Genomic DNA, 25717 nt, shown 5'->3' on the forward strand with positions numbered 1-25717 from the left:
CGTGACTGAAACCTCCGGTGCCAGTGCCCGGCTCGACGATAAGCGGCTGGAACTGCTGCGCCGCAAGATCGCTGAACGTGGCCTCGATCGGCCCGCGGCCGAAGGGTCCGTGGCGACCTGCGACGAGCCGCGCATGTCCGGCGGTCAGCACCGGATGTGGTTCGTGCAGTCCGTCGATCCCGACAGCGCGCTGCTCAATATCTGTGTCTCGTATCGCATCACCGGCAGCGTCGACATCACGCGGCTGCACGGGGCGATCGATGCCGTGGCCGCGCGCCATCGCGTGCTGCACACCACCTACGAGACCGACAGTGAGGGCTTCCCGTATCCGGCGATCCGCGAGGATCTGCGACCGCACTGGGCCGAACACGATTTGTCCGGCCTGACCGATCAGTCCCGGCGGCTACGGCTGGATGTGCTGGCGCAGCGGGACTTCGGCCGGCCCTTCGACCTGGCCAAGGCTTCGCCGCTGCGGGTCACGGTGGCGCGCTTGTCGGCCGACGAACTGATGCTGTTGATCACCGCCCACCACATCGCGTGGGACGACGGCTCATGGGCGCCCTTCTTCGCCGATCTGACCCGGGCGTACACCGACGCGGATGGTTTCGGCGCCGCGCCGGCGGCCGGCGCTCCCACGGTGGAGCCGGCTTTCGCCGACACCCCGAGTCATGACGAGGACGCGGACTACTGGCGGCCGCTGATTGCGAATCTGCCGGAGCCTCTTGAGCTTCCGGGCGCCAACGGGTCGGTGGTGCCGAGCAGTTGGCGTGCGCAGCGCGCTTCGGCGCCCTTGTCGGCGGCCGTTGTCGAGCGGGCGGCGGCGCTGGCCCGGGAATGCGGCGCCACGCCCTACATGGTGTTGATGTCGGCGTTCGCCGCACTGGTGCAGCGTTACACGCAGTCGAGTGACTTCCTGGTCGCGGTCCCGGTGCTGAATCGCGGCCTCGGGGCCGAGGACGCGATCGGCTATTACGGCAACACCGTGGTGATTCGGCTGCAACCGCACTCCCACCAGACCTTCCGGGAACTGCTGGCCCAAACTCGTGACAGCGCCGTGGGCGCCTTCGCGCATTCACGCGCCGACCTGGACTGGCTGGTGCGCGAATCCAACCCCGATCGCCGGCACGGCGCGGACCGCATGACCCGGGTGAGCTTCGGACAGCGAGACGCAGATGGCGCCGGCTTCTGCCCGCCGGGCGTCAAGTGCGAGCGCGGCGAGTTACGCGGTCACTTCAACCAGCTGCCACTGAGTTTCATGGTGGAGCTTCAGCGCTCGGCGAACAGTGGCGGATTGGTCGAGGCCGAATATCTGGTCGAGGTGCTGGATCGTCCCCTGGTCGAACAGCTGCTGCGACACTATGTCGTCTTGCTGGACAACGCGCTGAGCAACCCCGACGCGCCGCTGTCCGCGTGCGCGCTGATGAGCGACGAAGACGCCGAGTGGCTGCGCCAGGTGTCGACGGGTGAAGAGTTCACCACCCCGGCTGCCACGCTGCCGGAGTTGGTCAGCCGGCGCGCGGCCCAAGCGCCCGATGCCGTGGCCGTCGGCTACGAAGGCCGCGACTACACCTACCGCGAGATCGACGAAGAGTCGAACCGGGTGGCGCACTGGCTCATCGAGCAGGGCATCGGCACCGAAGACCGGGTCGCGCTATTGCTGGACAAGTCGCCCGAACTCGTCGTCACGGCCCTGGGCATCCTCAAAGCGGGTGCCGTCTATCTGCCGGTGGACCCCACCTACCCGCAGGATCGAGTCTCCTTCATCCTGGGCGATGCGGACGCCAAACTGGTTCTGCACGAACCGGTTACCGGCCTATCTAACTATCCGGGCACCGCGCCCGAACAGCTGATTCGGCCACTGAGCCCGCACAACACCGCCTATCTGATCTACACCTCGGGGTCGACGGGGCTGCCCAAGGGCGTCCCGGTGCCGCATGCGCCGATCGCCGAGTACTTCGTCTGGTTCGGCGACGAATACCAGGTCGACGCAACCGAATCGCTGCTGCAGGTCGCTTCGCCCAGCTTCGACGTGTCGATGGGCGAGATCTTCGGCACGCTGATCATGGGTGCCCGGTTGGTCATTCCCCGGCCCGACGGCCTGCGCGACATCGGCTACCTGACCGATCTGCTCAGCCGCGAAGGCATTACCTCGATGCATTTCGTGCCGTCGCTGCTGGGGCTCTTCCTGTCGCTGCCCGGCGTCAACCAGTGGCGCACCCTGCGGCGAGTCCCCATCGGTGGAGAGGCGCTGCCCGGCGAGATCGCCGACAAGTTCCACGCCACCTTCGACGCGCTGCTGTACAACTTCTACGGACCCACCGAGACCGTCGTCAACTGCACCAGTTACCCGGTGCAGGGCACGCAGGGCACCCGGATCGTGCCGATCGGTAAACCTAAGATCAACACTCAGGTGCATCTGTTCGACGATGCGCTGCGCCCGGTCCCGGTGGGCGTGATCGGCGAAATCTACATCGCCGGGACACATGTCGCTCAGGGCTATCACCGTCGTCCGGGGCTGACAGCCGAACGCTTCGTCGCCGACCCGTTCACCCCCGGCGGGCGGATGTACCGCTCGGGCGACCTGGCCCGCCGCAATGCCGACGGCGACATCGAGTTCGTCGGACGTGCCGACGAACAGGTCAAGATCCGCGGCTTCCGCATCGAGCTCGGTGAGATCGCCGCCGCCATCTCGGTCGATCCCAGCGTCGGCCAGGCGGTCGTGCTGGCGGTGGACCTGCCCCGGTTGGGCAAGAGCCTGGTCGGGTACGTGACCCCGGCCCCGGACTGCGGCACCAACAGCGTTGACGTCGAACGTATCCGCGCCCGGGTGGCCGCCGCGCTGCCGGACTACATGACCCCGGCCGGCTACGTCGTGCTCGACGAGATCCCGATCACCGCGCACGGCAAGATCGACCGAGTCGCGCTGCCGCAACCGGAGATCGCGGCCGGCGCCGAATACCGCGACCCGACGACTCCCACCGAACGCCGCGTCGCCGCAATGTTTTCCATGCTGCTCGGCCACGACCGGGTGGGTGTCGACGACTCGTTCTTCGATTTGGGCGGCCACTCCCTGGTGGCAACCAAACTGGTCACCGCGATCCGTTCGGAGTGCGGTGTGGAGCTTGGCATCCGCGACGTCTTCGAGTTGGGGACGGTGGGCCTACTGTCCGAGCGGGTCGACCAGCTGCTGTCCGGCGAGCTCGCCCAGTCGCGGCCCAAGCTGATCGCGACCGCTCACGACGAACCGTTACCGCTGTCGGCGTCGCAGCTGCGCAGCTGGTTCGCCTACCGCATCGACGGACCCAGTTGGGTCAACAACATTCCGTTCGCCGCGAAGCTGACCGGGCCGTGGGACATCGAGGCTTTGATCGCCGCCATCGGCGACGTCGTTGCCCGCCACGAAATTCTGCGCACCAGCTACGTCGAAATCGACGGCGTGCCCTACCAAGTGGTCAATCCGGCCGGAGATCTGCCGATCCGCCGGGCGGCCTTCGACGGCGCCGCCACAGACAGCGAAGCCTGGCTGACGGAGCAGCTCGACGCCGAGCGTCGGCACTGCTTCGAATTGGACGGCGAGCGGCCGATCCGGATCGCCGTGCTGCGCACCGGCGGGGACGCGGGCGAACACGTGATGTCGTTTGTGGTCCACCACATCGCCTCCGACCACTGGTCGGCGGGCGTGTTGTTCACCGACGTGCTCACCGCGTACCGGGCCCGACGAGCCGGAGAGGTGCCGTCCTGGGCGCCGCTTCGCGTGCAGTACGCCGACTACGCGACCTGGCAGAGCGAGTTCCTGGGTGACTCCAGTGGTCAGGAATCCCCGATCGCCAGCGAGCAGCGGGACTACTGGACGCGGCAGTTGGCCGGGATGCCGGAGGACACCGGGCTGCGACCCGACTTTGCCCGCCAGCCGGTGCCCAGCGGCGAGGGCGAATCCGTCGACTTCGCCATCGATGCGGCCACCCGGGCCAAGCTCACCGAGTTGTGCCGCGAGATGGGCATCACCGAATTCATGCTGCTGCAAACGGCCGTCGCCGTGGTGCTGCACAAGGCCGGTGGCGGCGTGGATATTCCGCTCGGCACCCCGGTTGCCGGACGCACGGAAGCCGAATTGGAGCAACTGATCGGCTTTTTCGTCAACATCCTGGTGCTGCGCAATGACCTGGACGGCAACCCGACGCTGCGAGAAGCGCTGGTTCGGGCCCGGGAGACGGCGCTGGCCGCCTACGCCCACCAGGATCTGCCGTTCGACCGGGTGGTCGACAGCGTCAGCCCGGTGCGTTCGCTGTCGCGCAACCCGCTGTTCCAGGTCGTGGTGCACGTGCGTGACCACCTGCCCGCCACCCGGGTGATCGATTCGGGGCCCGACAGCCGCGGCGACGACGACACGGTGTGCACCTCGCTGGACCCCGTCTTCGACATGGCGCATGCCGACCTCAGCGTCAACTTCTTCGGCACCGACGGGTCGGACGGCGCCGGATACACCTGCAACGTCATCTATCGGACCGAGCTGTACAGCAGGTCCACCATCGAGCGGTTGGCCGACTGGCTGGCGCGGATCGTCACCGAGTTCGCCAACAACGTCGATACAACATTGCGCGACGTTGCGGTGATCGACGACGACGAGCGGCGCCGCATCCTTGACGAGTGGAGCCGCGGTACGCCGGCGCCGCACGACCGACCGCGCACCATTCCGGAATTGCTTGCGCCCAGCCGGAATTGGGGCCGGGATCGGATCGCGGTGCGTTGGGGTAACGAGCAGATCGATTACCCCGCGTTGCACCGCCGTTCGGACAACCTGGCGGCGCTGCTCGCCGAACATGGCGTGCGACCGGGGACGCTGGTCGGGCTCTCGACGCGGCGTGGCATCGACATGGTGGTGGCGCTGGTGGCCATCATGAAGGCCGGCGGCGGCTACTTCCCGATCGATCCCGGTTATCCGCTGGCCCGCAAGCAGTTCATGCTCGACGATGTCGCGCCGCCCGTGCTGCTGGCCACCGCGGAAGCCGTGGATAGCACGCCGGAAGTGCCTGGAGTCACGGTGATTTCGCTGGACGACCCACAAGTGCGTGCCGCCGTGGACAACAGCGATGCGGCCGTGCAGCAGTTGCCGGCACCGCACCCCGACGACCCGATGTATTTGGTGTTCACGTCCGGCTCCACCGGCAAGCCGAAGGGCGCCGTGGGCACGCATCGGTCCATGTCGGCCCGGCTGGATTGGCAGTTGCGGCATTACCCGCCCTGCGCCAACGACATTCGACTGGCGCAGGCCTCGATCACCTTCCTCGAGGGCGGTATGGAGATGCTGGCCGGCCTGGCGGCCGGTGCCACGATGATCCTCGCCGACGACGCCGAGCACCGCGACGCCGAAGCCCTCGGGGCCCTGATGGCCCGCCATTCGGTGGCGCAGGTGACCGCGGTGCCCAGCCTGGTCTCCGCGCTGGTGGACACCCGGCCGGATGTGGTGCGTTCCCTGTCCCGGCTGGTCTGCGGTGGGGAGCCGGTGAGCGCGTCGCTGCTGCAGCGGCTCGTCGCCGCATGTGCCGGTGGCACGGATACTCAGCTGCTGAACAACATCGGTTCCACCGAGACCTCCGGTGCGGTGTCGCGCGGGCGGCTCGGTCTGCCGAATCCGCTTGTCGGCAAGCCGGTGCCGGGTGCGGATGCCTACCTGCTCGATGACGGCCTGCGCCCGGTGCCGGTCGGTGTGGTGGGCGAACTGTATTACGCCGGCGACCAACTGGCCCGGGGCTACTGGAAGCGGTCAGGTCTGACCGCGACGCGGTTCGTGGCCAATCCGTATGCGCTGGAACCGGGGTCGCGGTTGTACCGCAGTGGCGACCTGGCCCGGTGGACCGAGGACGGCCAGCTGGAGTTCGCCGGCCGTGTCGACCATCAGGTACAGGTGCGCGGTTTCCGCGTCGAGCTGGCCGAGGTCGAAGCCGCGCTGGCGGCGGCGGAGGGCGTCGGCGCGGCGGCGGCGCGTACCTGGGAGGTGCACGGCGGTACATCGCTGGCGGGATATGTTGTGCCGCAACGGCCGATCGTCGATGACGCCGGGAAGGCAGCCTTCGCGGGCGCCGTGCGTGCCGCGATCGCGACGGCGCTGCCCGGATACATGATGCCGTCGTCGCTGACGGTGCTCGACGCACTGCCAAAGACCGACTCGGGCAAGCTGAACCGGCCCGGGCTGCCGAAGCCGGCCGTGGCCACCAGCGGGCAGGTCGAACCGTCGCGCACCGACACCGAGCGGGCGCTGGCCAAGGTGTTCGCCGAGCTGCTCTCGACCCCCGAGGTCGGCCGGTTCGACGACTTCTTCGCGCTCGGCGGCGACAGCATCCTTTCGGTCCAGCTGGCATCGCGGGCCCGCGCGGTGGGCCTGGCGGTCAGTCCGCGGATGATCTTCGAGCATCCGACGGTCCAGCAGTTGGCCGCCGCCCTGGACGCGCTGGGTGACGCGCAGACCGATACCGAGCAGGCCGATGAGCCGGCGGATGCCCGCTTCGAGCCGATGGCGGCGTCCGGCCTGTCGGCCGACGATCTGGCTGCGGTGACGCAGCTTTGGTCGTCGTCACGCGACGGCACGTCATGACCGCTACCGAAACCGATGTCGCACCCGACATCGAGGACGTGATGGCGTTGAGCCCGCTGCAAGAGGGCCTGTATTCGTTGTCCGCGCTCACCGAATTCGTCGAAGGCGAAGCGGCCGACGATCCGTACATGATCGGGATGGCCGCTGACATCTCCGGTGTACTCGACGTCGCGCTGCTGCACGACTGCGCGTCGAAGATGTTGGCGCGACACCCAAACCTGCGGGCCAGCTTCTTCAGCCGGGGCATCGCGCGGCCGGTGCAGATCGTCCCGTCCCGCGTCGAGCTGCCGTGGCACGTCGTCACGGCCGCGCCGGAGGATGTGCAGGCGTTAGAGGTCGGCGAACGCCGGCGACCGTTCGATCTGGAACATGGGCCGGCGATTCGCTTCCTTCTGATCGAATTGCCATGCGCACGGTGGCGTTTGGTGATCACCGCCCACCACATCGTGATCGACGGTTGGTCGTTGCCGGTGTTCGTCAACGAGATGATGATCTTGTACGGCGCCGGGGGAGACCTTGCGGCGTTGCCCGTCGCCCCGCGGCCGTACCGGGATTACATCGGGTGGCTGGCAAGCCGCGATCCCGAAGCCAGCCAACAGGTTTGGTGTCGGCACCTGGCCGGCCTGCCCGGCCCCACCCTGCTGTCGGCTTCGCTCGGCTCGGCCGAGGCGGCCGACGGGCAGCGGGCCGGCTTGCCGCGCACCACCGAACTGCGACTGCCGCCCGACGCCACCGAGCGGCTGGTCGCGGGCACCCGATCGCGTGGCATCACCGTCAACACCCTGATGCAGATGGCCTGGGCGCTGGTGTTGTCCCGGCTGACCGACACCCACGACGTGGTCTTCGGGGTGACAGTGTCTGGAAGGCCGCCCGAACTTGCCGGCGTCGAGACGATGATCGGCCTGTTCATCAACACCGTGCCGATGCGGGTGCAGCTCGACCCGGCCGCCGGCGTCGGCGAACAATGCCGCGCGGTGCAGCGCACTGCCGCGCTGCTGCGCGAGCACGGTTTCCTCGGCCACGCGCAGCTGCGGGCGCTTGGCGGCGTGGGAGAGATGTTCGACACCCTGCTCGTCTACGAGAACTTCCCGATGGACGGACTGGTCGCCGGTGGCGAATTGACCGCCGGCAGTGCGACATTCCGGCCATCTGCCCTGGAGAGCCTGTCCCACTTCCCGATCGCGATCGCTGCCCACCTGGAGGGCCGCGAACTCGTGGTGCTGATCGAAGTGTTGGACGGCGCGCTCGGCGCGATCACTGCCGGGCGGCTGGGCCGGCGGGTGCTGACCAGCGCCGAACGGCTGCTGCAGGACTGGGAGCGGCCGTTGCGTGAGGTCAGCGTCCTGTTCGAGGACGAGACCGTCGCGGACGCCGCGGACGCCGCGGACGCCGTAGCCCCACCGGCACGCGGCATCCACACTCGCTTCGCCGAGGTCGCCGGCAAGACGCCCGACAACGTCGCGGTCAGCTGGGCAGGCGGCACGCTGAGCTACCGCGAGCTCGACGCTCGCGCCAATGCGCTGGCCGCCCGGCTCGCCGCTCGCGGAGTGAACTCCGAAACCCCGGTGGCCATACGGCTTTTCCGCGGGCCGGAATACGTCGTCGCGATGCTCGCGGTGCTCAAAGCCGGCGGCATGTGTGTGCCGACGGAGCCGGGGCTGCCCCCCGAACGGGTGGAGTCGATTCTGCGTCAAACGGGTGCGTCGATCGTCGTCGATGAGGACCTGCTGGAAGCCCGCGGGTATGGCGGCGCCGAGTTCCGGCCGGTCGAGGTGTCGCCCGAGCGGGCCGCGTATGTGGTCTTCACGTCGGGGACGACGGGAGAACCCAAGGGCGTCATAGGAACTCATGCGGCAGTCGGCGCCTATGCCGATGATCACCTGGACAGCGTGTTGCGCCCCGCGGCCGCCCGGCTGGGTCGCCCGCTGCGCATCGCGCACGCTTGGTCGTTTGCATTCGACGCCGCCTGGCAGCCTTTGGTCGCGCTGCTGGACGGTCACGGTGTGCACATCGTCGACGAGCGGACCCAGACCGACGCCGAGGCTCTCGTCGGGGCGATTGCCCGGCACGGTGTCGACATGATCGACACCACCCCGTCGATGTTCGCCCAACTCACCGCATCTGGACTGCTCACGACGGTCCCGCTGGTGGTGCTGGCGCTGGGCGGCGAAGCGCTCGGCAGCTCGGCGTGGGCCCTGATCCGCGGCGAGTGTGCGCGAACCGGATTGCGCGCCTACAACTGTTACGGCCCAACCGAAACCACCGTCGAGGCCGTGGTGGCAACCATCACGGAGTACGACGAGCCCTCGATCGGGCGGCCGACCCGGCACACCCGCGGTTACGTGCTGGACTCGGCCCTGCGTCCGGTGCCGGTGGGGGCGACCGGCGAGCTCTACCTGGGCGGCGCGCAACTGGCCCGCGGCTATCTCGGCCGCGCGGGGGAGACGAGCCACCGGTTCGTCGCCGATCCGTTCGCCGCCGGCGAGCGGATGTACCGCACCGGCGATTTGGTGCGTCGGGGGCCGGACGGCTCGCTGCAATACGTGGGGCGCGCCGATGCGCAGGTCAAGATTCGCGGCTACCGGGTGGAACCGGGCGAGATCGCCGCGGCCCTCGAAGCGCACCCCGCCGTGCAGCGCGCGGGCGTTCTGGTGCGGCAGCGGCAAGCAGGAGCGCGGCTGACCGCCTACGTGGTGATTTCCGAAACGGCCGCATCCAAACCGCCGGCAGCCGAGCTGCGTGCCATGCTCGGTACCCGGTTGCCGCGCTACATGATTCCGCAGCGCATCATCAAGGTCGACGAAATTCCGCTGACCGCCAACGGCAAGCTGGACGAATCCGCACTGAGCGCATTCGACGCGGCCGAGACCACGGATTCCGCCGGGGCCGATCCCGAAACTCCCACCGAAGCCGCACTGGCCGAAGTGCTTTCGGAGCTGCTGCACCTGCCCCGAGTCGACGTCGCCGCGGACTTCCTGCAGCTGGGCCTGGACAGCATCATGGCGTTGTCGGTGGTGCAGGCGGCGCGGGCGCGGGGTCTCGCGCTGCGTGCCAGGCTCATCCTCGAGTGCGCCAACATCCGGGAACTGGCGGAGGCAATCGATTCCGAAACTGCATCTGCCATAACCGATGTCGAAAACGGCGCCGGGCCCATGCCGGTGCTGGCCAACGGCCGCTGGCTCTACGAATACGGTGAGGCCAGACGGCTGGCCCAGACCGAAGCCATCCGGCTGCCCGACGACGTCAGCCGCGAGCAACTGGATGCCGCGCTGGCGAGCATCGTCGCCGGGCATGAAGTGCTACGCACCCGGCTGGACCGCGCCACCATGACCTTGGTGCCGGCGCCGACCACCGAACCCCCCGGTGAAATCATCAACGAGGTCGCGGTCTCCGACGACCTGCACGCGGTGGTCCCCGGATACGTCGCACAGGCCGTCGACCGTCTTGACCCGGAGCGGGGAGCGCTGCTGGCCGCGGTGTGGCTTCGCCCGCGGACCGGACCGAGCGTGCTGCTGCTGGCTGCCCATGTGCTGGCGATGGATCCGGCATCTTGGCGGGTGATTCTCGGTGAACTTGACGCCGCGCTAAGGGCTTTTGCTACCGGACACTCGCCCGCACCGGTCCGGGAGCACACCAGTTACCGGCGCTGGGCCGCTGTTCTCGCCGAGCGTGCCGCCCGGTTGGACACCGCGCAGTTCTGGGCGGCCCAACTCGAAGGCGATGACCCCAACCTCGGTGCCCGACGGGTCGATCCGGGCCGCGACCGGGCCGGCGACCTGATCGTCCGCATGGTCGCCGCCGATGCGGACATCACCCGCCGGCTCTTGGATTGCGGGCTGCCGTTGCCCCACCTGTTGATCGCCGCCACCGCGGCGACGGTGACGCGCTGGCGGCAGCGTCGGAACCAGGCCACGCCGCCGCCGCTGTTGGCGCTCGAAACCCATGGCCGCGCAGACGGTCTGGTCGATGGACCCGGCGCGCACACCATCGACACCGGCGACACGATCGGACTGCTCAGTTCCATCTACCCGGTGCGGGTGGACTCGGCCGACCCGCGAGCCGTCGGCGCGCGGTTGGCGGCGATCCCGGGTGACGGACTCGATTACGGCTTGCTGCGCTACCTGCGGACCGACACCGCCCCGCGCCTGGCCTCGTTGCCCGACCCGCAGCTGCTGCTGAACTATCTGGGCGCAGCCCACACCGGCGGCGGGACCGTGGTGGCGCCGGAGCGCGGGCTGCTCGCCGGGGTATCGCCGCAACCGGAACCGGATCTGGCGGTGCGCCACGAGCTCACGATCATGGCCACCGTGCTCCCGTTCGACGGGCAGCGCATCCTGGCCGCGCAGTGGCGCGCGCTGCCCGACATCCTCGATGATGCGGATATCTCTGCGTTGCAACAGCTTTGGATTGAATCACTGCGGGAGATGGTGACATGAGCACGTTAGCGATCCTCGGCGCCGGCGCCAAGGCGGTGGCCGTGGCCGCCAAGGCCAAGGCACTGCGCGACATGGGCGTCGAGGTCCCCGACGTGATCGCCGTCGAACGCACCGGGGTCGGGGCGAACTGGCAGGCGAGCGGCGGCTGGACCGACGGGGCGCACCGGCTGGGTACCAGCCCGGAAAAAGATGTCGGGTTCCCCTACCGGTCGGCGCTGGTGCCGCGCCGCAACGGCGATCTCGACGAGCTGATGACCCGCTACAGCTGGCAGTCGTATCTGATCGCGACCGCATCCTTCGCCGAGTGGATCGACCGGGGCAGGCCGGCTCCGCCGCATCGCAAGTGGAGCCAGTACCTGGGCTGGGTCGCCGACCAGGTCGGGATGAAAGTGGTGCACGGCGAGGTCGACGGACTGGGTGTCCTCGGTGACCGCTGGGCGCTACGCACCCACGAGACCACCGTGCACGCGGACGCGTTGATGATCACCGGGCCCGGCCAGGCGGAGAAATCGCTGCTGCCCGGCAACCCGCGGATGATGTCGATCGCCCAGTTCTGGGATCGCGCCGCCGGCCACGACCGGATCACTGCCGAGCGGGTTGCGGTGATCGGCGGCGGTGAGACGGCCGCCTCGATGCTCAATGAGCTCTTCCGGCACCGGGTTTCGACGATCACGGTCATCTCGCCGCAGGTAACCTTGTTCACCCGCGGCGAGAGTTTCTTCGAGAACTCGCTGTTCTCGGACCCCACGGACTGGACCGCGCTGACACTTGCCGAACGCCGCGACGCGTTGGCCCGCACCGACCGCGGCGTCTTCTCGGCAAACGTGCAAGAGGCGCTGCTGGCCGACGACCGCATCCGCCACCTGCGCGGCCGGGTCGCCCACGCGGTAGGTCGCGACGGGCAGATCCGGCTGACGCTGTCCACCAACCGGTTCAGCGAGAACCTGGAGACGGTGCACGGGTTCGATCTGGTGATCGACGGCTCGGGCGCCGACGCACTCTGGTTTACCTCACTGTTCAGCCAGGAGGCCCTCGACACCCTCGAGCTGGGTCTGGGCGGACCGCTGGCCTCCGAGCGCCTGCAGGAGGGGATCGGCTACGACCTGTCCGTCAGCGACGTCACCCCCAAGCTGTTCCTGCCCAACCTGTCCGGCCTCACCCAGGGCCCCGGATTTCCCAACCTGAGCTGCCTGGGACTGCTGTCGGACCGAGTACTGGGGTCCTGGGTCGGTCCCGCGGGTTTGTCCAGACTCCAAACGATGGTGGAGAAGCGATGAGTACCAACCCTTTCGACGACGACAATGGCGCCTTCTTCGTGCTGGTCAACGACGAGGAGCAGCACAGTCTCTGGCCTGTCTGCAGCGACATTCCGGCGGGCTGGCGCGTGGTGCACGGCGAAGCCACCCGGGCGGCGTGCCTGGACTATGTCGAACAAAACTGGCCCGATATCCGGCCGAAGAGCCTGCGTGAGTCCGTCGCCGGGACCCGGTCGGTTGGCTAGCCAGCAAACCCGAGATTCTGGGCTGCTACACAGGTTGCGCACAGATTAATCCGTGCGATCCCGCGTAGCATCTGTCACAAGGTGCACAACCACACCATCTACACCAGGTGTTGGCATGGGGTGGCATTCCGTCACGTCGCTGCACTTCGAAGGGGGAATCATGAAATCCGTGAAAGCCATTGCCACCGGTGTGGCAGCTCTGGGCGCTCTCGGCGCCGCCGCGATCGGCGTCACCTCAATCGCGGCCATTCCGACTGGTAGCGCTGCCCAGGTGCAGCTCGCCGCGGTCGGCGCACCGTTGCCGCAGGATCCGGCGCCGCCCGCGCCCGTCCCTGCGCCCGTCGCCGGCGTTCCGACGTCGGACCAGCTGACCGGGCTGCTCAACACGCTCGCCGATCCCAGCGTGTCGTTCACCAGCAAGGGCAATCTGGTCGAAGGCGGCATTGGCGGGACCGAGGCGCACTTCGCGGACCGCAAGTTGCAGAAGGCGGCCAAGAACGGCGACCTGCCGTTGGCGTTCAACATCACCAACATTGCGCCGGCCGCCGGGGGTTCGGTAACTGCGGACGTCGCGGTGTCGGGCCCGAAGCTGCCGAACCCGGTGATGCAAAACGTCACCTTCGTCAACCAGGGCGGTTGGATATTGTCGCGCTCTTCGGCGATGGAGCTTCTGCAAGCGGCCGGAAGCTGACTAGCATCTGGCAGGTTGGCCCCGAACGGGCCTCTGAAGGGGGAATCGTGAAATCCGTAGCTATGAGCGTGGCGGCGCTGGCCGTCGTCGGCGGCGCGGCCGTCGGAATCGCTGCTGTCGCAGCACCGATGACTCAGGTGCAGCTGGCCGCGGTCGGCGCGCCTTATGGACCAGCACTGCCGCAGGACCCGCCGCCGCCTCCGCCCCCGCCGCCGGCGCCGGGTCAAAACCTGCCGACCCCGGACCAGTTGGTGAACCTGTGCAACCAGGTCACCGATGCCGGTACTGGGTACTCGACCAAGATCAATCTGGTCCAGGGCGGCATCAGTCCGGATGAGGGTCACGTGGCCGACCACGACCTGCGCAAGGCCTACCGGAACGGGAACTTTCCGGAGACCTTCACCGTGACGAATATTGCGCCGGCCGGCCCGAATGCGGCCACCGCCGACGTCGCGATAGCGGGTCCGAAGTTCGCCGGACCGGTCACCAAGAACCTCGCGTTCGTCAACGAGGGTGGCAACTGGATCCTGCAGCACGACTCCGCGCTCGCCCTGGTGCAGGCGGCGACCGCGACGAACTAGCCGGACACGGCTTTCAGGTCGAGCCTGGCGATGCGGGCCGGGTCGGCCAGCACATCGATCGCGGCGACCCGGCCGTCGCGTACCACGAACGCCATGATCGAGGCGGGCCGACCGGCGACGAATACGACGGCGCCCGCCGCGCCGTTGACGATCGCGGCGCGCACTTCACGCTCGGGGCCTGCGTAGCTGCGGGCCAGCTTGGCCACCGACGGCGCACCCTCGGCGCGGAACAACCCGGCACCGGAGCCGAAGTCGCCGCGCAACACCACGTCGGGATCAAGCACCGACACCAGCCGGTCGAAGTCACCGGAGCGCCCGGCGGCGAAGAACGCGTCGACGGCCTCGCGCTGCGCGGCGATGTCGGCGTCGGGAAGCGGGTCCGCCTGCTGGATGCGCCGGCGCGCGCGGCTGGCCAGCTTGCGGGTCGCTTCCGGCGTCCGGTCGACGATGGGCGCGATCTGATCGAACGGGATCGTGAAAACGTCGTGCAGGACGAACGCCAGCCGCTCCGCCGGCGGCAGGGTGTCCAGCACGACAAACAGCGCCAGGCCCACCGCGTCCGCCAGCATCGCGCGGTGTTCGGGGTCGAATTCGCCGGGAGTGTCCACGATCGGATCCGGCAGCTGGGCGACCGGTTCCTCGCGATGACGGGCGTGGCGATCGCGCAAGGTGTTCAGGCAGATGCGGGCGACCACGGTGGTCAGCCAGGCGTCGAGGTTCGCGATGTCTTCGCCGGAGTTGCGGTTCAGCCGCAGCCAGGCTTCCTGCACGGCGTCCTGAGCGTCGTCGATCGAGCCCAGCATGCGGTAGGCGATGGCGCCCAGCTGTGGCCGGGCCGCCTCGAACCGCGCCATTAGCGACGCGTCCACCGTCATCCGCGGCCGGCGTCGGGGAGAGCGCACACCCGGTTGCCGGAGAAGCCGGACGACCCGATGCCGAGCGCGGTGTTGAACCGGGCGCGCATGTTGCCGAGGTTGATGACGTGGGTGAGGGCGACCAGTTGTGGCGTGTCGAAGTGGGCGCGCAGCGCGTCGAACAGCTGGTCGGTCACCTCGACCGGGGTGCGGCTCATCGCGGTGGCGTACTCGAGGATCAGCTTGTCGACCTCGGAGAAGCACGCGGCGTTGCGGTAGTCCGTGATCGCCAGCAGTTCTTCGTCGGTGATTCCCCATTGCCGGGCGATCTGCGAGCCGAGATCGATGCAGTACTCGCAGCGCACCGTCGTCGCCGCCTTCAGCTCGGCCAGCGCGCGGTGCCGCGGGCTGAGCATGTCCAGCTTCGATTCGGCCTGCTCGAGCTTGCCGTAGGCGCTGAGCAACTTGGGGATGTGGGCATACATCCGCAACGGTTCGAGCATGCCGGCCGTTTCGAGGCCGGCCATCTGCGCGAGTTTGCGTTTGGTGAAGAAGAAGGCGATCTTGGCGCCCAGGCTGGCGTCGCGATCGGAGACTCCCTGAAGCCGGGACATGGCGAACCTCCCGAATAGTGACGGTGCGGACCTTGTTGGCCCTCAACTACGTCGACACCCGGCGACGCGCAAACGTGACCGGTCAATGCCCGAAGGTCGAACCGGATCCCTGCGTCTGCTGACTCAGCGGTACATCCATGTCGTAGACCCGGGCATGGAACACCGTGCGATTCCGCAGCGCGGCCTGCACCGCGCGGTGCAGGCCGTCCTCGAGATAGATGATGCCCCGCCAGCGGACCGCGTGTGGGAACAGATCGCCGTAGAAGGTGGAATCCTCCGAGAGCAGCCGGTCCAGGGCCAGCACGGTGGTCGTGGTGACCAATTCGTCGAGCCGGATCTGCTGCGGCGGGATCTGGGACCAGTCCCGATAGGTCAGCCCGTGTTCCGGGTAGGGCTTACCGTCGCGTACGCCCTTGAAAATCATGGGCGGATCTTCTTGGCTGCGTCGTCGAGGCCCGACGGATACATGCTGGACAGGCTAGCCGCAAAATGATCGGCAGCGCGCGGTGGACGCTTGCTGATGGAGAGTCAGCGCGCCGTGAGACCGTAAAATGGACTCGGTCAAGGAGGTGGGTACGGATGGGCAGTGCTGACGACCGTCGCTTCGAGGTGCTGCGCGCCATCGTCGCCGACTTCGTTTCCACCCAGGAACCCATCGGTTCGAAGTCGCTCGTCGAGCGCCACAACCTCGGGGTGTCCAGCGCCACCATCCGCAACGACATGGCGGTGCTGGAGGCCGAGGGCTACATCACCCAGCCGCACACCAGCTCCGGGCGAGTGCCCACCGAGAAGGGCTACCGCGAGTTCGTCGACCGGATCGACGACGTCAAGCCGTTGTCGTCGGCCGAGCGGCGGGCGATCCAAAGCTTCCTGGAATCCGGCGTGGACCTCGACGACGTATTGCGCCGGGCGGTGCGGCTGCTGGCTCAGCTCACCCGTCAGGTGGCGGTGGTGCAGTACCCGACGTTGTCGACGTCGACGGTTCGGCATCTGGAAGTGATCGCGGTGACGCCAGCCCGGCTGTTGATGGTGGTCATCACGTCGTCCGGGCGGGTGGATCAGCGCATCGTCGAGCTCGGCGACGTCATCGACGATCATCAGCTCTCTCAGCTGCGGGAGATTCTCGGCCAGGCCCTGGAGGGCAAGAAGCTGGCCGCGGCCTCGGTCGCGGTGGCCGAGCTGACGCAGCAGCTGGGCGGCGCCGGCGGATTGGGCAACGCGGTCGGCCGCTCGGCGACGGTGCTGCTGGAGTCGCTCGTCGAGCACACCGAAGAGCGCCTGTTGATGGGCGGCGCCGCCAACCTGACCCGCAACGCCGCGGACTTCGGCGGGTCGCTGCGATCCATTCTCGAGGCTCTCGAGGAGCAGGTGGTGGTGCTGCGATTGCTGGCGGCACAGCAGGAAGCCGGCAAGGTGACGGTGCGCATCGGTCATGAGACGGAAGCCGAGCAAATGGCGGGCACGTCGATGGTGTCTACCGTGTACGGCACGATGGACACCGTGTACGGCGGCATGGGTGTGTTGGGGCCCACACGCATGGACTATCCGGGAACTATCGCCAGCGTAGCCGCGGTTGCTCTTTATATTGGCGAAGTCCTGGGTGCTCGATGAGCGCGCACCCGCAGGGTTTGTGGACAGACGTGGTAACGCGGCCTTAAAAGGGCCCAGAAAGGTCAGGCGTGGCACGCGACTATTACGGGATGCTCGGCGTGAGCAGGAACGCCGGCGATGCGGAGATCAAACGCGCGTACCGGAAGCTGGCGCGTGAACTGCACCCCGACATCAACCCCGATGAGGCCGCGCAGGCGAAGTTCAAGGAGATCAGCGCCGCCTATGAGGTGCTCAGCGATCCCGAGAAGCGTCGCATCGTCGACCTGGGGGGCGACCCGTTGGAAGGCGCGGCCGCGGGGGCCGGCGGGTTTGGCGGCTTCGGCGGCCTGGGCGACGTTTTCGAAGCCTTCTTCGGTGGCGGCTTCAGCGGGGGCGGGACGTCCCGCGGTCCGATCGGCCGGGTTCGGCCGGGTTCGGACTCGTTGCTGCGGATGCGGCTGGACCTCGAGGAGTGCGCGACCGGTGTGACCAAGCAGGTCACGGTCGACACCGCGGTGTTGTGCGACCGCTGCCAGGGCAAGGGCACCAACGGCGATTCCGTGCCGATTCCCTGCGACACCTGCGGCGGCCGCGGTGAGGTGCAGTCGGTGCAGCGCTCGCTGTTGGGCCAGATGGTGACGTCGCGGCCGTGCCCCACCTGCCGCGGAGTGGGCGTGGTCATCCCCGACCCCTGCCATCAGTGCGTGGGCGATGGCCGGGTGCGGGCCCGCCGGGAGATCAGCGTCAAGATTCCCGCCGGTGTCGGCGACGGCATGCGAGTTCGGCTGGCGGCTCAGGGTGAGGTCGGGCCCGGGGGCGGGCCGGCCGGTGACCTCTACGTGGAGGTCCATGAGCAGGCCCACGACATCTTCGTCCGCGACGGCGACGACTTGCATTGCACGGTGTCGGTGCCGATGGTCGACGCCGCGCTCGGCGCCACGCTCAGCGTCGACGCCATCCTCGATGGCACGAGCGAGATCACCATTCCGCCTGGCACGCAACCGGGTTCGGTCATCACGATGCGCGGCCACGGGATGCCGCAGCTGCGCGCGGCCACCCGCGGCAACCTGCACGTCCACGTCGAGGTGGTCGTTCCCACCCGGCTGGACAACCACGACAGCGACCTGTTGCGCGAGCTGAAGAACCGCCGCACCCGCGACGTACCCGAGGTCCGCTCGACGCACAGCGGCGGTGGGCTGTTCAGCCGGCTGCGCGAGACCTTCACCGGTCGCTGACGCAACTTCTGAGGGGCCCCTGCACATGGTGGCGACGCTGTTTTACATCGAAGCACTACCCGGCGCCGGTGAACTGGCCGTCGTCGACGGTGAGGAGGGGTTTCACGCCGCGACGGTGCGCCGGATCCGGTCCGGGGAGGAATTGGTGCTCGGCGACGGCGCCGGCGGCTTGGCCCGCTGCGTGGTCGAGCAGTCCGGGCGCGACGGTTTAGGTGCCCGGGTGCTGGACCGCTGGAGCGTCGATCCACCGAAGCCGCCGGTGACGGTGGTGCAGGCGCTGCCCAAATCGGAGCGCTCGGAGTTGGCGATCGAATTGGCCACCGAGGCCGGCGCTGACGCGTTTTTGCCCTGGCAGGCGGCCCGATGCGTGGCCACCTGGCAGGGGGCCCGCGTGGAGAAGGGTCTGCGCCGCTGGCGCGCCGTGGTCCGCTCGGCGGCCCGGCAATCGCGGCGGGCGCACATCCCACCGGTTGACGGCGTGTTGTCGACGGCGGCGCTGGCCCAGCGGATCCGCGATGAAGTGGCCGCCGGCGCAGCGGTATTGGTGTTGCACGAGTCGGCGGCCGAGCGGATCGCGGATGTCGCTGTGGCGCAGGCGAGCTCGCTGTTCGTCGTGGTCGGTCCCGAGGGAGGTATCGCGCCGGATGAGCTGGCCGCGCTGACCGACGCGGGGGCCGTCGCGACACGGCTGGGCCCGCAGGTACTGCGGACCTCGACAGCCGCCGCGGTGGCCCTGGGTGCCCTCGGCGTGCTCACTTCGCGATGGGAGCAAACCGTCGAGGTCGGGCCACCTGGGCCGCTCGCGGCTGACCAGGCGGAGCCCTCGGCGTAGACTGAGGCATCCCGAACTACCCTGACGAGCCCGAGAAGGCAGGCACCGGAAACCACGTGACGCCACGCGAGACCAACGCTGCTGACGCAGCTGGGGCCCTGCAGGCCGATGCTCAGGTTCGCAGCAGCATCGACATTCCTTCTGATCTGGTCGTGGGCTTGCTGGGTTCGGCAGACGAGAATTTGCGCGCCCTCGAACGCATACTCAGCGCCGACCTGCATGTTCGCGGCAACGCCGTCACGCTGTCGGGCGAACCGGCCGACGTCGCGCTCGCCGAGCGAGTGATCTCCGAGCTGATCGCGATCGTGGCCAATGGCCAGCCGTTGACACCCGAGGTGGTGCGCCACAGCGTCGCGATGCTGGTCGGCACGGGCAACGAGTCACCGGCCGAGGTGCTCACCCTGGATATTTTGTCGCGCCGCGGCAAGACGATCCGGCCCAAGACGCTCAACCAGAAGCGCTACGTCGACGCCATCGACGCCCACACCGTCGTGTTCGGCATCGGGCCGGCCGGAACCGGCAAGACCTATCTCGCGATGGCCAAGGCGGTCAACGCCCTGCAGTCCAAGAAGGTCACCCGCATCATCTTGACCCGTCCGGCCGTGGAAGCCGGTGAGCGCCTTGGGTTTTTGCCGGGCACGCTGAGCGAGAAGATCGACCCGTATCTGCGCCCGCTGTACGACGCGCTCTACGACATGATGGATCCCGAGCTGATCCCCAAGCTGATGTCGGCCGGGGTGATCGAGGTGGCGCCGCTCGCATATATGCGGGGTAGAACCCTTAATAATGCATTCATCGTTCTCGACGAGGCGCAGAACACCACGCCCGAGCAGATGAAGATGTTCCTCACCCGGCTGGGCTTCGGGTCGAAGATCGTCGTCACCGGCGATATCACCCAGATCGACCTGCCGGGCGGCGCCAGGTCGGGTCTACGGGCGGCGGTCGACATCCTGGAAGACATCGACGACATCCACATCGCGGAGTTGACCAGCGCGGATGTGGTCCGCCACCGGCTGGTCTCCGAGATCGTCGATGCTTACGCTCGCCACGAGGACCCGGACTCCGGGATGAATCGGGCCGCTCGGCGGGCATCCGGAACGCGAAATCGCCGATGAGTGTGCGGTGAGCAGCCCATGACTATTGAAGTGTCCAACGAGTCGGGCATCGATGTCTCCGAAGTGGAATTGGTGAGCGTCGCGCGCTTCGTCATCGCCAAAATGGAGGTCAATCCGGGTGCCGAGCTGTCGATGGTGCTGCTGGACACCGCGGCGATGGCCGACCTGCACATGCGCTGGATGGACCTACCCGGCCCGACCGACGTGATGAGTTTCCCGATGGACGAGCTCGAGCCCGGCGGCCGCCCGGACGCGCCCGAGCCCGGGCCGTCGATGCTGGGTGACATCGTGCTGTGTCCGGAATTCGCGACCGAGCAGGCCGCCGCGGCAGGCCACAGTCTCGGACATGAGTTGGCGCTGTTGACAATTCACGGCGTGCTGCACTTGCTCGGCTACGACCACGCCGAGCACGATGAGGAGAAGGAGATGTTCGCGCTACAGCAGCGACTTCTCGAAGAGTGGGTAGCCGAACAGGTCGAGGCCTACCACTACGACCGGCAAGACGAGAAAGACCGCCGGTTGCTGGACAAGTCAAGGTATTTCGACAATTGAGCCCTTTGAAGAGAGCACTCTGGATCGCGGTTTCGGCCGCCATGGCTTTGGCGCCGTCGGTGCTGCTGGTCGGCACGACCGGTGTGGCACAGGCATCGCCGTGCGCCGGCGAGGGGTCAAACCCCGTGTCCTGCCAGCACTGTCTGTTTTATGTGCAGGCCTATCACACCGCGAACGTGTGCAACGCCCCCGCGCCCCGGCCGGCCCCGGCGCCGTCGAGCACCGTGCCGGTATACATTCCGGAGCCTCCGCCGTTGCCCCCGCCGACGTCCACCCGCCCGGCGCCGGTCCCGGTGCAGACCCCGAAGATCAATCCGCCGTCCCCGGGGGCACCAAGAAACGTGGCCGTGGTGTCACCGCCGAAGAAGCTCGAGGCGCCCCCACAGGCGATCGCGGCTGCCAAGGCCGCACCGGCGGCCCGGCTCAATCCCGCCGACCCACCGAAGCCGCCGACCCAGACGGACTTCAACCAGCAGGTGCAGAACGTCGTCAGCGCCCACAGCGAGAATGTCGATCTCATCAAAGCTGACAACAAGGAGTTGGCCCGTCCCCGGCACTGGGACTACGTCGACTACGACGAATATCACCGCCCGACGCTGTACAACCCGCTCAGTCAGGCGATGACCTTCCGCTACACCTACGGCGGCGCTTCCCGGGAGGCGTACCTGCCGGCCGGCGGCCGGATCGTGCTCGATGCCGCCACCGTTGGCCTGGTCCCGTTCACCGCGGTCGGCGACAGCTACCTGGCGTCGGGCAGCTTCTACGGCGGGGCCTTCGTACCGCCGGACAACTTCCAGGGCCCCCCGCCGCCGGAGTACGCGGCCCCGGCAGCCCCGACGCTGTACCAGAGCGTCTTGGCCGATATCCCCGCCGTGAACGAGATCGTGCAAGTCGGCCAGGTGGCGGTGGTAGGGCACGACGATAGCGAGCCCGCGGGCAGCCAGGACTCCTTCCTGCTCGACGACTCGACCTTGGCCTGGGGTCAGGTCGCCGATCCCAGCAGCGGCGTGCAAATCAGGGTGACCAAGACCCAGTCGCTGCCCGGCTTCGGGCCGACCGACAATGGCGACTTCTTGGCGACGCTGGCCGTCCGCGGTGATCAGACCCAGCCCGCCCAGCCCGCGGCACCTGCCCAACCTTGGTGGCCGTGGGGAGTGCGGTACGGGTTGTTGGTGATGGCGGTCGTCGTCATCGCGGGGTTGCTGAATCGTCGGAACAAGAGCGGCGACGCGACCGGCAAGTCCGCGACCGAGTCAAGGCATTCTCACAATTGACCGGCTTATCTCAGCTGCTCGGCGCGATTGCGTTGATCTGTCTGGGTGGGGCTTTCGCGGCGATCGACGCCGCGATTAGCACGGTGTCGGTGGCTCGGGTGGCGGAGCTGATGCGCGATGAGCGCCCGGGTGCGGGGTCCCTGGCGAAGGTGATGGCCGACCGGCCGCGCTATATCAACCTGGTGGTGCTGTTGCGCATCATCTGTGAGGTCACCGCGACCGTGCTGCTCGTGGTGTTCCTCTATGACAACTTCGGCCTGAATTGGGCGGTGTTCGGCGCTGCGACCATCATGGTGCTGACCAGCTTCGTCGTCATCGGGGTGGGCCCGCGGACCCTGGGCCGCCAGCATGCGTATTCTATTTCGCTGGTGACAGCCCTTCCGCTGCAGGTGATCTCGTCGCTGTTGATGCCGATCAGCCGGTTGCTGGTGGTGCTGGGTAACGCGCTCACGCCGGGTCGCGGCTTTCGCAATGGCCCGTTCGCATCCGAGATCGAGCTGCGCGAGGTCGTCGACCTGGCCCAGCAGCGCGGCGTGGTGGCCGCCGACGAGCGCCGGATGATCGAGTCGGTGTTCGAACTCGGTGACACCCCGGCGCGTGAGGTGATGGTGCCGCGGACCGAGATGATCTGGATCGAAAGCGACAAATTCGCCGGCCAAGCGACGAACTTGGCTGTGCGCAGCGGGCATTCGCGCATTCCGGTGATCGGCGAGAACGTCGACGACGTCGTCGGGGTGGTGTATCTGAAAGACCTTGTCCAGCAGACGTTCTTGTCGGCCGACGGTGGCCGCGACACCAAGGTGTCGGAGATCATGCGTCCGCCCGTGTTCGTGCCGGACTCCAAGCCGTTGGATGCGCTGCTGCGTGAAATGCAGCGCGACCGCAATCACATGGCGCTGCTCGTCGACGAATACGGCGCGATTGCCGGCCTGGTCAGCATCGAAGACGTGCTGGAGGAGATCGTCGGTGAGATTGCCGACGAGTACGACCAGGAAGAGACGGCTCCGATAGAAGACTTGGGCGACAAGCATTTCCGGGTGTCGTCGCGGCTGGCCATCGAAGATGTCGGCGAACTGTACGGCGTGGAGTTCGACGACGATCTCGACGTCGATACGGTGGGCGGCCTGCTGGCATTGGAATTGGGCCGGGTTCCGCTGCCCGGCGCCGAGGTGGTCTCGCACGGCTTGCGGCTACGCGCCGAGGGCGGCCCTGACCATCGCGGCCGGCTGCGGATCGGCACCGTGCTGCTCAGTCCGGTCGAGCCGGAGGACCACGAGTTTGAGGACACGCATGATGGCTGAGCAGCAGGATCCCGAGGACGAGAAGCTGGTGGTGCTGGCGCGCCCCGCGATGGCGCGCGCGGAGGCCGGCAGTCCGACCGCGGCGATCATCCTCACCGACAGCGCCGGTGCCTCGCTATGACACCAAGTGGGAACGAATTCCGTTCGGGCTTCGTGTGTTTGGTCGGCCGGCCGAATACCGGCAAGTCGACGCTGACCAACGCTCTGGTCGGCAGCAAAGTGGCGATCACCTCTAAGCGCCCGCAGACCACCCGGCACACCATCCGCGGCATCGTGCACCGGGAGAACTTCCAGATCATCCTGGTCGACACCCCGGGCTTGCACCGGCCGCGCACCCTGCTGGGCAAGCGGCTGAACGACTTGGTCCGGGACACCTACTCCGAAGTCGACGTGATCGGGCTGTGCATCCCGGCCGACGAGGCGATCGGCCCCGGAGACCGCTGGATCGTCGACCAGATTCGTTCCGTCGCACCCAAGACCACGCTCGTCGTCATCGTCACCAAGATCGACAAGGTGCCCAAAGACCGAGTGGCCGCACAGCTGGTCGCGGCCAATGAGCTGGTCGACGGTTCGGCCGAAATCGTCCCGGTGTCGGCGGTCGCCGGCACCCAGGTCGACCTGCTGATCGACGTGCTGGCCGCCGCACTGCCCACCGGTCCGGCGTTTTACCCCGACGGCGAGCTGACCGACGAGCCGGAAGAGATCCTGATGGCCGAGCTGATCCGGGAGGCCGCCCTGGAGGGAGTGCGCGACGAGCTTCCGCATTCGCTGGCGGTGGTGATCGACGAAGTCAATCCGCGCGAGGGCCGCGACGACCTGATCGACGTGTATGCGCTGCTCTACGTCGAGCGGGACAGCCAGAAGGGCATCATCATCGGCAAGGGCGGAGCCCGATTGCGGGAAGTGGGGACCGTGGCGCGCCGGCAGATCGAGAAGCTGCTGGGCACCAAGGTCTATCTCGACCTGCGGGTCAAGGTCGCCAAAAACTGGCAGAGTGACCCCAAACAGCTTGGGCGGCTGGGCTTTTAGCGCTTCTCAATCCAGGGGTTGGCCGTGCTCATGCTCCCACCACACCTTCGGCTGCTTGGACGCCCAGCCGCAGACCGCCTCCAGCTCGGCGGCCAGCGAGATCAGCATGGGTTCGCTGTTGGCCGGTCCCATCAGCTGCACACCGATCGGCAAGCCGTCCGAGGTGAACCCCGCCGGCACGTTGATCGACGGCCAGCCCAGCACATTCCACGGCCACGTCACCGGGCACGCCTTGACCATCACGCGGTCGGTGCCGAAGCCGCCCAACCGGTCGAAGGCTCGTGCCAGCGGGGGCGGTTGCGCGGTCGTCGGTGCCACCACCACGTCGACGATGTCGAAGATCGAGCCCACCCGGCGCTGCAGCGCGCCTTCGTGCAGGCGCGCGTTGCGCAGGATCGCCTGTCCCAGCACATGTCCCATCCGCAGGTTGGACAGGGTGCGGGGGTCCAGGGCGACACCGTCGCCCAGCCGCTCCTCCCATTCGCGCAGCCCCGCGGTCGAGCGGGCCAGAAAGTCCCACCCCAGCCGCACGCCGTAGTCCGGGTTACCGGAAACGACGGTGTGGCCGAGCAATTGGAGTTGCTTGCCCACGGAGCGGGTCGCGGCCAGGATCTCGGGATGCAGCTTGGCCCGAAAGTAGGTGTACGGGAACCGGGTTGACAGCGCGATGTTCAGCGGCCCGGGCGCGATGCTGACGTAGTCGGATGCCCTGATCGGGGCGGGCTTGTGCCGGTCGCCCTCGACGTTCCCGGATGCGGCGTCGAGCACCAGCGCCGCGTCGGCCACGGTGCGGGCCAGCACGCCGTTGACGGTGATCCCGTTGAACGACTCCGGCAACGGCCAGGTGGAGATGCGGCCGCGCTGTGGCTTGATACCGACCAGGTGTGTCCAGGCCGCCGGGATGCGGACGCTGCCGGCGCCGTCGGAGCCGATCGCGGCGGTGACCAGGCCGGCGGCCACCGCGGCCGCGCTGCCGCCCGACGATCCGCCCGGGGTGTGCCGCCGCGACCACGGGTTGCGGGTGTGCCCGAACCCGGGCCCGCTGGTGAACGGCCACTGTCCCAGTTCGCAGGTGTTGGTCTTGCCGACGATGACGGCCCCGGCGGCTTTGAGACGGCGAACCACCTCGGCGTCCTGGGCGGCGGGCCGGACGTAACCGTCGGCGCCGAAGGCGGTGGGCACGCCGGCAACGTCGACGTCGTCCTTGACCGCGATCGGGACGCCCAGCAACGGCGCCGTGTCACCGGCGGCGCGTCGCCGGTCGGCCTCGGCCGCGTCGGCCAGCGCCGACTCGGTCAGCACCACCCGGAATGCGTTCAGCGTGGATTGGCTGGCGTCGATCGCGTGCAGCGAACGGCGCACCAATGTGTCGGATGTCACCGAGCGGCTGGCCAGCTGATAGAGCAGGTCAGTGAGTGTGGGCAGGCGCGTGCCACGGGATCCGGAAGCGGATCCGGAAGCGGACCCAGGAGCGCCAATCACGGGGTACGAGACTATCGGCGCGGATACCCGAGATGTCG

At 68.1% G+C, this 25717-nt stretch carries 17 protein-coding genes and 2 pseudogenes; 15 read left to right on the forward strand and 4 right to left on the reverse strand.

Going from position 1 to position 25717, the window contains the following annotated elements:
• Position 1 precedes the first annotated feature (1 nt).
• The 6 genes and pseudogenes from ACZY0B_RS03565 to ACZY0B_RS03590 all read left to right on the forward strand — a co-directional run bounded on the left by ACZY0B_RS03565 (position 2) and on the right by ACZY0B_RS03590 (position 13801).
• A complete protein-coding gene (locus tag ACZY0B_RS03565; protein ID WP_463762599.1) occupies positions 2-6592 on the forward strand; it encodes an amino acid adenylation domain-containing protein in 6591 nt (2196 codons plus the stop codon).
• Entirely contained in the window at positions 6589-11028 is a 4440-nt protein-coding gene (locus tag ACZY0B_RS03570) for an amino acid adenylation domain-containing protein (RefSeq protein WP_463762600.1), read from the forward strand. Before ACZY0B_RS03565 ends, ACZY0B_RS03570 begins: the two co-directional genes overlap by 4 nt.
• Positions 11025-12321: pseudogene (locus tag ACZY0B_RS03575) on the forward strand (SidA/IucD/PvdA family monooxygenase); the annotation flags it as partial. The gene ACZY0B_RS03570 and the pseudogene ACZY0B_RS03575, both read left to right, overlap by 4 nt.
• The gene (locus ACZY0B_RS03580; RefSeq protein WP_463762601.1) at positions 12302-12529 is read left to right on the forward strand and encodes an MbtH family protein; all 228 of its coding nucleotides are present in this window, start codon (positions 12302-12304) and stop codon (positions 12527-12529) included. The pseudogene ACZY0B_RS03575 and the gene ACZY0B_RS03580, both read left to right, overlap by 20 nt.
• A gap of 160 nt (positions 12530-12689) precedes the next feature.
• A complete protein-coding gene (locus tag ACZY0B_RS03585; protein WP_463762602.1) occupies positions 12690-13220 on the forward strand; it encodes an MTB12 family secreted protein in 531 nt (176 codons plus the stop codon).
• Positions 13221-13267: 47 nt separating this feature from the next.
• Complete coding sequence (locus ACZY0B_RS03590) at positions 13268-13801, forward strand: MTB12 family secreted protein (RefSeq protein ID WP_463762603.1); 534 nt, start codon at positions 13268-13270, stop codon at positions 13799-13801.
• On the opposite strand, the gene ACZY0B_RS03595 is transcribed toward ACZY0B_RS03590, so the two are convergent.
• The 3 genes from ACZY0B_RS03595 to ACZY0B_RS03605 form a co-directional block, all read right to left on the reverse strand.
• Entirely contained in the window at positions 13798-14676 is an 879-nt protein-coding gene (locus ACZY0B_RS03595; protein WP_463762604.1) for a sigma-70 family RNA polymerase sigma factor, read from the reverse strand. The genes ACZY0B_RS03590 and ACZY0B_RS03595 overlap by 4 nt on opposite strands.
• Positions 14673-15269 carry a carboxymuconolactone decarboxylase family protein gene (locus tag ACZY0B_RS03600; RefSeq protein ID WP_463762605.1) on the reverse strand — a complete coding sequence of 199 codons (597 nt, stop codon included), beginning with the start codon at positions 15267-15269 and terminating at the stop codon, positions 14673-14675. The genes ACZY0B_RS03595 and ACZY0B_RS03600 overlap by 4 nt, the downstream gene beginning before the upstream one ends.
• Before the next feature lie 82 nt (positions 15270-15351).
• Positions 15352-15693 (reverse strand): type II toxin-antitoxin system VapB family antitoxin, encoded by a 342-nt coding sequence (locus tag ACZY0B_RS03605; protein ID WP_463762606.1) that lies wholly within the window; start codon positions 15691-15693, stop codon positions 15352-15354.
• Between the two features lie 155 nt (positions 15694-15848).
• On the opposite strand from ACZY0B_RS03605, the gene hrcA reads away from it, so the two are divergent.
• The 9 genes and pseudogenes from hrcA to era all read left to right on the forward strand — a co-directional run bounded on the left by hrcA (position 15849) and on the right by era (position 24197).
• Positions 15849-16880, forward strand: coding sequence for a heat-inducible transcriptional repressor HrcA (hrcA, locus tag ACZY0B_RS03610; RefSeq protein WP_463762607.1), 1032 nt, complete (start codon positions 15849-15851; stop codon positions 16878-16880).
• 68 nt (positions 16881-16948) lie between these two features.
• Entirely contained in the window at positions 16949-18094 is a 1146-nt protein-coding gene (dnaJ, locus tag ACZY0B_RS03615) for a molecular chaperone DnaJ (RefSeq protein ID WP_463762608.1), read from the forward strand.
• A 25-nt stretch (positions 18095-18119) separates the two neighbouring features.
• Positions 18120-18926 (forward strand): 16S rRNA (uracil(1498)-N(3))-methyltransferase, encoded by an 807-nt coding sequence (locus ACZY0B_RS03620; RefSeq protein WP_463762609.1) that lies wholly within the window; start codon positions 18120-18122, stop codon positions 18924-18926.
• Positions 18927-18982: 56 nt separating this feature from the next.
• Positions 18983-20041, forward strand: a complete 1059-nt coding sequence (locus ACZY0B_RS03625) for a PhoH family protein (RefSeq protein ID WP_463762610.1) — start codon at positions 18983-18985, stop codon at positions 20039-20041.
• 18 nt (positions 20042-20059) lie between these two features.
• The gene (gene ybeY / locus ACZY0B_RS03630; protein ID WP_463762611.1) at positions 20060-20593 is read left to right on the forward strand and encodes an rRNA maturation RNase YbeY; all 534 of its coding nucleotides are present in this window, start codon (positions 20060-20062) and stop codon (positions 20591-20593) included.
• Positions 20594-20634: 41 nt separating this feature from the next.
• Positions 20635-21867 carry a hypothetical protein gene (locus ACZY0B_RS03635; protein ID WP_463762647.1) on the forward strand — a complete coding sequence of 411 codons (1233 nt, stop codon included), beginning with the start codon at positions 20635-20637 and terminating at the stop codon, positions 21865-21867.
• Positions 21864-23168, forward strand: a complete 1305-nt coding sequence (locus ACZY0B_RS03640) for a hemolysin family protein (protein WP_463762612.1) — start codon at positions 21864-21866, stop codon at positions 23166-23168. Before ACZY0B_RS03635 ends, ACZY0B_RS03640 begins: the two co-directional genes overlap by 4 nt.
• Positions 23158-23250, forward strand: a pseudogene (locus ACZY0B_RS03645) (cytidine deaminase); the annotation flags it as partial. The gene ACZY0B_RS03640 and the pseudogene ACZY0B_RS03645, both read left to right, overlap by 11 nt.
• Before the next feature lie 35 nt (positions 23251-23285).
• Entirely contained in the window at positions 23286-24197 is a 912-nt protein-coding gene (gene era / locus ACZY0B_RS03650; RefSeq protein WP_463762613.1) for a GTPase Era, read from the forward strand.
• 6 nt (positions 24198-24203) lie between these two features.
• Here era and ACZY0B_RS03655 read toward each other — a convergent pair whose 3' ends face one another.
• Positions 24204-25679 carry an amidase gene (locus ACZY0B_RS03655; protein ID WP_463762614.1) on the reverse strand — a complete coding sequence of 492 codons (1476 nt, stop codon included), beginning with the start codon at positions 25677-25679 and terminating at the stop codon, positions 24204-24206.
• Positions 25680-25717 lie beyond the last annotated feature (38 nt).

The organism is Mycobacterium sp. IDUB_19, from assembly GCF_055419445.1.

What these genes read in the sequence shown, in the direction of transcription:
- ybeY (WP_463762611.1), top strand. Translation starts at nt 20,060, where the DNA reads ATGACTATTGAAGTGTCCAACGAGTCGGGCATCGATGTCTCCGAAGTG.
- ACZY0B_RS03585 (WP_463762602.1), top strand. Translation starts at nt 12,690, where the DNA reads ATGAAATCCGTGAAAGCCATTGCCACCGGTGTGGCAGCTCTGGGCGCT.
- ACZY0B_RS03595 (WP_463762604.1), bottom strand. Translation starts at nt 14,676, where the DNA reads ATGACGGTGGACGCGTCGCTAATGGCGCGGTTCGAGGCGGCCCGGCCA.
- ACZY0B_RS03600 (WP_463762605.1), bottom strand. Translation starts at nt 15,269, where the DNA reads ATGTCCCGGCTTCAGGGAGTCTCCGATCGCGACGCCAGCCTGGGCGCC.
- ACZY0B_RS03605 (WP_463762606.1), bottom strand. Translation starts at nt 15,693, where the DNA reads ATGATTTTCAAGGGCGTACGCGACGGTAAGCCCTACCCGGAACACGGG.
- ACZY0B_RS03580 (WP_463762601.1), top strand. Translation starts at nt 12,302, where the DNA reads ATGAGTACCAACCCTTTCGACGACGACAATGGCGCCTTCTTCGTGCTG.
- ACZY0B_RS03570 (WP_463762600.1), top strand. Translation starts at nt 6,589, where the DNA reads ATGACCGCTACCGAAACCGATGTCGCACCCGACATCGAGGACGTGATG.
- era (WP_463762613.1), top strand. Translation starts at nt 23,286, where the DNA reads ATGACACCAAGTGGGAACGAATTCCGTTCGGGCTTCGTGTGTTTGGTC.
- hrcA (WP_463762607.1), top strand. Translation starts at nt 15,849, where the DNA reads ATGGGCAGTGCTGACGACCGTCGCTTCGAGGTGCTGCGCGCCATCGTC.
- ACZY0B_RS03635 (WP_463762647.1), top strand. Translation starts at nt 20,635, where the DNA reads ATGGCTTTGGCGCCGTCGGTGCTGCTGGTCGGCACGACCGGTGTGGCA.
- ACZY0B_RS03620 (WP_463762609.1), top strand. Translation starts at nt 18,120, where the DNA reads ATGGTGGCGACGCTGTTTTACATCGAAGCACTACCCGGCGCCGGTGAA.